9 protein-coding genes are annotated in these 7843 nt (G+C 35.8%); 4 read left to right on the forward strand and 5 right to left on the reverse strand.

Going from position 1 to position 7843, the window contains the following annotated elements; genetic code table 11:
* Positions 1–154: 154 nt before the first annotated feature.
* The gene (gene ilvD, locus O3642_RS09145; protein ID WP_371605828.1) at positions 155–1858 is read right to left on the reverse strand and encodes a dihydroxy-acid dehydratase; all 1704 of its coding nucleotides are present in this window, start codon (positions 1856–1858) and stop codon (positions 155–157) included.
* Between the two features lie 188 nt (positions 1859–2046).
* Here ilvD and O3642_RS09150 point away from each other — a divergent pair, with 188 nt between their 5' ends.
* From O3642_RS09150 to rpmG, 4 genes are all read left to right on the forward strand, one after another.
* The gene (locus O3642_RS09150) at positions 2047–3069 is read left to right on the forward strand and encodes an SPFH domain-containing protein (RefSeq protein WP_003011526.1); all 1023 of its coding nucleotides are present in this window, start codon (positions 2047–2049) and stop codon (positions 3067–3069) included.
* A 2-nt stretch (positions 3070–3071) separates the two neighbouring features.
* A complete protein-coding gene (locus tag O3642_RS09155; RefSeq protein ID WP_003011522.1) occupies positions 3072–3272 on the forward strand; it encodes a PTS ascorbate transporter subunit IIC in 201 nt (66 codons plus the stop codon).
* A gap of 150 nt (positions 3273–3422) precedes the next feature.
* Positions 3423–3605 carry a 50S ribosomal protein L32 gene (gene rpmF, locus O3642_RS09160; RefSeq protein ID WP_003009516.1) on the forward strand — a complete coding sequence of 61 codons (183 nt, stop codon included), beginning with the start codon at positions 3423–3425 and terminating at the stop codon, positions 3603–3605.
* A 15-nt stretch (positions 3606–3620) separates the two neighbouring features.
* Positions 3621–3770 carry a 50S ribosomal protein L33 gene (rpmG, locus tag O3642_RS09165; RefSeq protein WP_001265622.1) on the forward strand — a complete coding sequence of 50 codons (150 nt, stop codon included), beginning with the start codon at positions 3621–3623 and terminating at the stop codon, positions 3768–3770.
* Between the two features lie 479 nt (positions 3771–4249).
* Here rpmG and O3642_RS09170 read toward each other — a convergent pair whose 3' ends face one another.
* Genes O3642_RS09170 through O3642_RS09185 form a run of 4 tightly spaced genes read right to left on the reverse strand, consistent with a single transcriptional unit; the run spans position 4250 to position 7010 of the window.
* The gene (locus tag O3642_RS09170; RefSeq protein ID WP_003013947.1) at positions 4250–5035 is read right to left on the reverse strand and encodes an ABC transporter permease; all 786 of its coding nucleotides are present in this window, start codon (positions 5033–5035) and stop codon (positions 4250–4252) included.
* A gap of 1 nt (position 5036) precedes the next feature.
* Positions 5037–5831, reverse strand: a complete 795-nt coding sequence (locus O3642_RS09175) for an ABC-2 family transporter protein (protein WP_003013825.1) — start codon at positions 5829–5831, stop codon at positions 5037–5039.
* Positions 5828–6814: an ATP-binding cassette domain-containing protein gene (locus tag O3642_RS09180; protein WP_003010129.1), complete on the reverse strand. Its 987-nt coding sequence runs from the start codon at positions 6812–6814 to the stop codon at positions 5828–5830. The genes O3642_RS09175 and O3642_RS09180 overlap by 4 nt, the downstream gene beginning before the upstream one ends.
* Entirely contained in the window at positions 6807–7010 is a 204-nt protein-coding gene (locus tag O3642_RS09185; RefSeq protein WP_003010127.1) for a hypothetical protein, read from the reverse strand. The genes O3642_RS09180 and O3642_RS09185 overlap by 8 nt, the downstream gene beginning before the upstream one ends.
* Positions 7011–7843 lie beyond the last annotated feature (833 nt).

A 7843-nucleotide genomic window follows, 5' to 3' on the forward strand; every position in this document is an offset into this window, starting at 1 on the left:
GAGCAAGATGCAGTGGTTGAGTGGGCTCTACTACACTGATTTCATCAGCTTTTACAGCCCTACTCAACTGTGCGGAGGTGGGACGACGAAATCGAATTCTAACGAATTACCGATTTCTGTCCCACTCTCTCTTTGGACAAAGTCGTCCTTGTAATTACTGTTTACCAGACTGTTCCATATTCCAGAAGTCGGTTACAGCACCACGTGATGCTGAGGAAACGATGTGGGCGTATTTACCCAGAACCCCACGGCTATACAGTGGTGGCAAGGTTGTTTCCGCCTTGCGTTTCGCTAACTCTTCGTCTGAAACGTGCATGGTGATTTCTTTGGTATCTTGATCAACTGTCACCAGATCCCCAGTGTGGAGGTAGGCGATTGGGCCACCAACCTGAGCTTCAGGCGCAATGTGACCGACAACGAGACCGTAAGTCCCACCTGAGAAGCGTCCGTCTGTCAAGAGGGCCACCTTATCTCCTTGGCCTTTCCCAACGATCATAGATGACAAGGACAGCATTTCCGGCATACCAGGACCACCCTTAGGACCCACGAAACGAACAACAACAACGTCGCCATCCACGATTTCATCCGAAAGAACCGCTTCAATGGCAGCTTCTTCAGAGTCAAAGACCTTAGCAGGACCCGTGATGTTACGAACTTTCACACCTGATACTTTGGCGACTGCCCCTTCTGGAGCCAAGTTCCCTTTTAAGATGATCAATGGACCATCCGCACGTTTAGGATTTTCAAGTGGCATGATGACTTTTTGACCTGGTGTCAAATCAGCGAAGGCTTCCAAGTTCTCAGCAACAGTCTTACCAGTACATGTGATACGATCCCCATGAAGGAAACCATTCTTAAGAAGGTATTTCATGACGGCGGGCACCCCACCGACATTGTAAAGGTCTTGGAAAACATATTGACCTGATGGTTTCAAGTCAGCCAAGTGAGGCACGCGCTCTTGGAAATCATTGAAGTCTTCAAGGGTCAAGTCCACATTGGCTGCGTGAGCAATCGCGAGCAAGTGAAGGGTCGCGTTGGTGGAACCACCCAGGGCCATGGTCACGGTAATAGCATCTTCAAAGGCTTCACGGGTCAAGATGTCCGATGGTTTGAGTCCCATTTCAAGCATTTTCACAACTGCACGACCCGCTTCTTCGATATCAGCTTTTTTATCTGCTGATTCAGCAGGGTGAGAAGAGGAACCTGGCAAGCTCATACCAAGGACCTCGATCGCTGTCGCCATGGTGTTGGCAGTGTACATTCCACCACAGCCACCAGGGCCAGGGCAGGCATTACACTCAAGATCTTTCACTTCTTCAGCAGTCATGTCACCATGGTTCCATTTCCCGATCCCTTCGAAAACAGAAACCAGGTCGATATCCTTGCCGTTCAGATTACCTGGAGCAATGGTTCCTCCGTAGGCAAAAATAGCCGGAATATCCATGTTGGCAATGGCAATCATCGATCCTGGCATGTTCTTGTCACAGCCCCCGATGGCCACAAAGGCATCCACGTTGTGCCCTCCCATAGCCGCTTCGATAGAGTCCGCAATGATATCACGAGAAGTCAAGGAGAAGCGCATCCCCGGCGTTCCCATAGCGATCCCATCCGCAACCGTAATGGTTCCAAATTGAACCGGCCAAGCTCCCGCATCTTTTACACCTTCTTTGGCCAATTTCCCAAAATCATGGAGGTGCATGTTACACGGTGTGTTTTCAGCCCAAGTAGAGATTACCCCTACGATTGGTTTTTCAAAGTTTTCATCTGTCATCCCAGTTGCCCGAAGCATAGCCCGGTTAGGGGATTTAACCATGCTGTCGTAGACGTTACTGCGATGGCGTGTATCTAATTCTGTCATCTGATTCCCTCTCATCGTATTTTTTATTATTATAGCACAATTCAAGCTTCAACGATAGAAGAAAATTCTTGAATTTTCAGACAATTCAGCTTGCTCGGTTTCTTGCTAAAATAATTTACAGTTATATCTTGACTTTTGAAAGCAAAGTGATATCATTTAGATATCACAAAGAAAGAAGGGCTCGTCCCATGGAAGAAAAAATTTTAACCCAAAAGAAAAACGGCTTAGCTGCCCTTATAGGCTTGCTAGTTGGGGATCTTGTCTTAGTTTTAGCCTTTATTAGTGCGATTGCTAGTCTACCAGAAGGTTTTCCACTTGCGATTGCAGTTATTACCTGTATTTTTCTCTTTATTGCTAGTCTGGTGTGCTATGCGGGGATCAAAATTATTAAACCGCAAGAGGCCTTGGTTTTGACCTTGTTTGGGAACTATATTGGAACCATTCGAGAAGCGGGTATTTACTTTGTCAATCCCTTCTGTGTCGCTGTCAATCCTGCCAATAACACCCGCTTGGGCCAAAGTGGTGATGTCACCACCAAGTCACCCATGTCTGTCAGAAAAACAGCAGAAGGTAACAATATTTCTATCGAGACAGGTAAAAAGAATATTTCCTTAAAAGTGATGACCTTGAATAACTCTCGTCAGAAGATTAATGACTGTTTGGGAAATCCTGTAGAAATCGGTATTGCAGTCACTTGGCGTGTAGTGGATACGGCTAAAGCAGTCTTCAATGTGGATAACTACAAAGAATATCTCTCATTGCAGTGTGATAGTGCTCTTCGTAATATTGTCCGCATCTACCCTTATGATGTAGCTCCTAATGTCGATACGACAGGAGACGGCCAGGCAGATGAGGGTAGTCTAAGAGGTTCCAGTGAAATTGTGGCCAGTCGTATTCGAGAAGAGATTCAAGCACGTGTAAAAGATGCTGGACTCGAAATTCTTGAAGCTCGTATTACCTACTTGGCCTATGCTCCAGAAATCGCAGCTGTCATGCTTCAACGCCAACAAGCTTCTGCCATTATCGATGCGCGGAAGATGATTGTCGACGGAGCAGTTGGGATGGTTGAAATGGCCCTTGAACGCCTGAGCGAAGGAGAGATTGTAGAGCTAGACGAAGAACGGAAGGCTGCCATGGTTTCGAACCTTCTTGTCGTTCTCTGTGGCAATCATGATGCACAACCAATTGTTAATACGGGAAGTCTCTATTAAGAATGGCTGACCAAAAGAAAAAACAGATTCCACTTAGATTGTCAGCCAAGTTATATGCTGCTATCGCATCATGGGCAGAAGATGACTTTCGATCGGTCAATGGGCAGATCGAGTACCTGCTGACAGAATGTGTCAAACAACGAAAAAAGGATGGCAAATACGTTTCGGAAACGATTGATGAGCCATTTGAAATAGACCTTTAAGGAGAACTCCTGTTCCATTTGATGGGGCGGGAGATTTTTTTAACAATTTTTTGTCAAGTAACTTTACTTTACAAAAAAGTTTTGTTATACTGTTACAGTTGATGAAAATCAAACCTAATTGAATTTATATCTTAAAAGGAGAAAAACGAAATGGCAGTACCTGCACGTCGCACATCAAAAGCGAAGAAAAACAAACGTCGTACGCACTACAAAGTAACAGCTCCATCTGTAAACTTTGACGAAGCAACTGGAGATTACTCACGTTCACACCGTGTATCACTTAAAGGATACTACAAAGGACGTAAGATCGCTAAAGCTGCATCAGCTGAATAATAGAAGGGAGATACCATGCGAGTAAATATTACACTTGAACACAAAGAATCTGGTGAACGCTTGTACCTTACTTCTAAAAACAAACGTAACACTCCAGACCGTCTTCAATTGAAGAAATACTCACCAAAACTTCGCAAACACGTTGTGTTTACAGAGGTGAAATAGGGGTTCACTACACGTCAATAGATGTTAGAAACCTTGATTTTAAGCGATTCTTGAAATTCTAAATTTCACTACATTGCAATATAAATCAACCGAATCACTACCTTTTTCACTACCTTTTTTGAAATAAGAATAATGATTCGGATATATAAAAGAAGAGGAACTTTATTGTGAAGCTCCTCTTTTTGTTATGTGTTCTTTTTCTCACAGATCGTATGACCTGGTTTGACACAGTTGGATTTCAGGTACTTTCAGTTTAGCTTTATATCAACCATCATCAAAATCCAACTATTTTCTTATTTTAAAAAATATGAATAAGTTTGATTGAATGAGGGAATTTCTTTAAATTTTTTCTTAGCACCTATAAGTTAATAATACTATTCTTTAAATTATAGTTTATAATTATCTGATGTTTCAATGACCACAAAACAAAGTACAGCGAATCACTTCCTTTAGTCAAACATATAACTGAACAACATTGTTTATCTTCCTGCACTTTCATATTTTTTCAATCCTTTTCTAAAAATTGTACGACTGATAATAATCAAAAAAACTGTAAAAACTATTTGATAGAAAAATAGGTTCAATGTATCTTTCCCTAAAAATATTAATACTGCAGGATTGGCAATTAATAAATTGGGAACAAATAACATAGTGATCAATCTGTTAATACCTGTAAAAATATTATATGGATACTTAGAAATTCCAATATAATTCAAAAATACATCTACTTTTGAAAATTTAGTTGGGAACCAAAATGAACTAATCGTTATTAGAAACCAAATTGAATAATATATAATACAACCACACATTAAAGAAAGGATATAAAATAATATTTTTAATGAATTTAAATGTACATTTAAATTTCCATAACTTATAAAAATGATCGCAAGACCAAAAAAAGTATTCACGAATTGAACTAAATTAAATGATCTAAAAATATAGAACAACTGAGTATCAAACGGCCTCAATAAAATTTGATCCAAGTTACCACTCAAAATATCTGATTCTAAAATTCCCATACTTCTAATTAACAATCCCATCATAACTCCATCTACAATAGTGTAGGAACCTACCAAAAATAAAATTTGATAATAGTCCCAACCATTAAAAGAGTCTATGTTTAAGAAAATCAATCTAAAAAATACAATAGGTAAACCAATCCACAGTATCGACGAAAATAGACCACAAAAGAAGTCAAAATGAAAATTCATATCAGATTTAAAACCAAAATGAAGTAGCCTAAAAATTACTTTTATTCTAAACATTTTATCCTCCCACATTTGAGAAGTGCTCCACTCCTTTTCTCAATATGAATCTTGATATAATATAAAAAATGATGCACCAAATCAATTGAATACAAATAATTCTCAAATAGTCTATTAATTTATATGTATCATTACTAAACATCTGAAGCGGTTCATATACTAAGTATTTAAAAGGTAATACATCTAAAAACAGACGAAAATTATTTGAAAAAAAACTTAAAGGCAATAATATTCCTGATAAAAACTGAATTACTATTTCTTTAACAGTAAGGACAAAAAATATATTTTCTAACCAAAAAGAAAGCATACCTACACAACATGATATTAAAAACCATAGAACCATAGATAGAATAATTGCAATACTTCCTAAAATAAGAATTTCAATGGTTAATAACTCATTCTTGTAATAAACACTGGAGAATAAAATGACAGGAATGATGATAAATAATAAATGAGCAAGCCTATCTCCAAGCATTTTACAAAAATAATACTTATAAAAAGTAACAGGTTTTATTAATATGCTAAAAAAATTTCCTGAATGAACATCGTCATTGATTTCCCAATCAACTGGATAAAAAACAAAATATGAAAAAATTATAGTCCCCAAATAGTATTGAACCATTGAGGTAAAATCATATCCTGCTATATTTATCTGGTTACTCTGATATATATACGTCCATAAAAATACTGATATCATAATTTGTATACTTGCCTGTAACATTAACAATAGTACACTTGATTTATAGTTCAAAATAGATCGAAATGATATCAGAATAATAGACATTTCTTTTTTCAATTGTGCTCCTTTTTTGTAAAATAGTTTTGTAAAATAATTTCTTCTAAAGAAAGATTTGATATTTCAAAATCTTCTATATCTACAAGCTTATTGATTGATTCTAATGTCTCAAAGACAAAATCTCTAGGTATTTTTAGTATACATTCCGATTTTGTTTGAGAAATGACTACTACTCCTTTAACAGAGCATAACTCTGGTACCAAATCTAATGTCATTTTTATCTTTAAATATTTAAAATCAGAAAATTTAGATAAAATAACATCCATTGACTCCTGCAAAATAATTTTTCCTTTGTCAATGACGATTAATTCGTCACAAACAGACGAAATATCATCCATATCATGACTCGTTAAAATAATAGTAGTATGACATTCTTCATTCATTTTCTTTAAAAATGTTCTGATATCTTTTTTAGACTGTATATCTAACCCTATAGTAGGCTCGTCTAAAAATAATATTTCCGGACTTGTTAAAGATGCCGCGATAAACTCCATTTTCATTTTTTGTCCAAGAGAGAGGGTCCGGACCTGCTGGTAAAGCTGATCTTTTACATTCAACAAATTGCTTAATTCCTGAATTCGTTCTTGTAAAATCGCCGGTTCTACCTCATATAAAGTACCAATCAATTGAAAATAATCCATAGCCGAAACATCTTGAAATAACTGTAATTTATTTCCTACTACTATTGAAATTTTTTTTCTAAAATTTATACTTCTTTTAAATGGAATTTCTCCATTCACTTCTAATTTTCCGGAACTAGGATAAAGAGTCCCAGTCAACATTTTAATCGTTGTGGATTTACCAGCTCCATTACTCCCAATAAAGCCAACTATACTCCCTCTCTTAATCGTAAAACTAATATCTTGAACAGCTCGAATCGTTATTTGATTACGTTTCAAAAATCTCTTGATAAATGGGAGTCTTGAATCAAAATTATAAAAATTTTTAGATAAATTCTGAGCATTAATAACTATTTCACTCATATATCTCTCCTTTCGATAAAATATATTTACTTGTACTTTTTCCATACTTTACCAAAATGCTAAAGATTGAGCTAAAATCTTCGGGATGGGTAAAATAATATTTGTCTTTAAAAAGTTTCTCAAAACCTTCAAGGCGATTATTGAAATCATTAAATTTTGTATTGTCTAGCTGGTTGAATGTCTCTTTAATATCCATAAACTTTCTCCGTGATTCTTTATTTCACTTTATAAATAGAAGAGTGTCTATATATTTATAGATCCTCAAGAACTTGCATTTTATCAAGTATAAGTAGAATAGTATGTAAGGGTTTACATTTTCATATTATATGATTATTTAAGGAATCCGTCAATTTTCCACATTATTATATGACAAAATGTATTTTTTAAAAATGCAAAAATCTATGAGCAAGATGTTTGACTTCCTTTTTTAAAGTATATATACTTATATTAACCTTAGAAAAGAAAAAATGTTTGAACAGATATTCAATAATAATTACTTTTTTTAAAATTAAAATTCGAACTTTAAATTTTTATCTTTTTTATATTATTGAGTAACCTAAATTGCCCAATTTGTAAAATTTAGCTAGACAAAAAAAGACATCCAAGAGAAATTTCTTAAATGTCTGTAAACGTTGATATAAGCGTGTTGATTAACGTTTTGATAATTGTGATGCTTTACGAGCTTTCTTAAGACCTGGTTTGGAAAGTATGGATTTCAGTTGGACTAAAAACAGCGTAATATCAAGGATTTTCTGAACGAAATCTACTTATTCATTTCATAAAATTTGAATCAATATTGTTTTAATAGGGGAATAGTTTAGGTCTGTAAGCATTAAAATAATACACCTAACTTTGGTCACCGTTTTCTAGTTATTCACTCTTTTTTCAGATAGTGTTTTTAAAGTTATGATGTAAAATGCCGCAATCAAAACACTATACATCATAATCGGAGGATAGAGAATTAAGGATAGAATCAATCCCACTCCTTTAATTATTAGGTCAGGTATCAATAACTTTCTATATTGTGCG

Origin of the sequence: Streptococcus sp. 27098_8_66 (assembly GCF_041431945.1) — a bacterium.
In the GTDB taxonomy this organism is placed as follows: Bacteria; Bacillota; Bacilli; order Lactobacillales; family Streptococcaceae; genus Streptococcus; species Streptococcus dentalis.

Coding starts and splice junctions, on each gene's coding strand:
- ilvD (WP_371605828.1), bottom strand. CDS start 1,858: ATGACAGAATTAGATACACGCCATCGCAGTAACGTCTACGACAGCATG.
- O3642_RS09150 (WP_003011526.1), top strand. CDS start 2,047: ATGGAAGAAAAAATTTTAACCCAAAAGAAAAACGGCTTAGCTGCCCTT.
- O3642_RS09155 (WP_003011522.1), top strand. CDS start 3,072: ATGGCTGACCAAAAGAAAAAACAGATTCCACTTAGATTGTCAGCCAAG.
- rpmF (WP_003009516.1), top strand. CDS start 3,423: ATGGCAGTACCTGCACGTCGCACATCAAAAGCGAAGAAAAACAAACGT.
- rpmG (WP_001265622.1), top strand. CDS start 3,621: ATGCGAGTAAATATTACACTTGAACACAAAGAATCTGGTGAACGCTTG.
- O3642_RS09170 (WP_003013947.1), bottom strand. CDS start 5,035: ATGTTTAGAATAAAAGTAATTTTTAGGCTACTTCATTTTGGTTTTAAA.
- O3642_RS09180 (WP_003010129.1), bottom strand. CDS start 6,814: ATGAGTGAAATAGTTATTAATGCTCAGAATTTATCTAAAAATTTTTAT.
- O3642_RS09185 (WP_003010127.1), bottom strand. CDS start 7,010: ATGGATATTAAAGAGACATTCAACCAGCTAGACAATACAAAATTTAAT.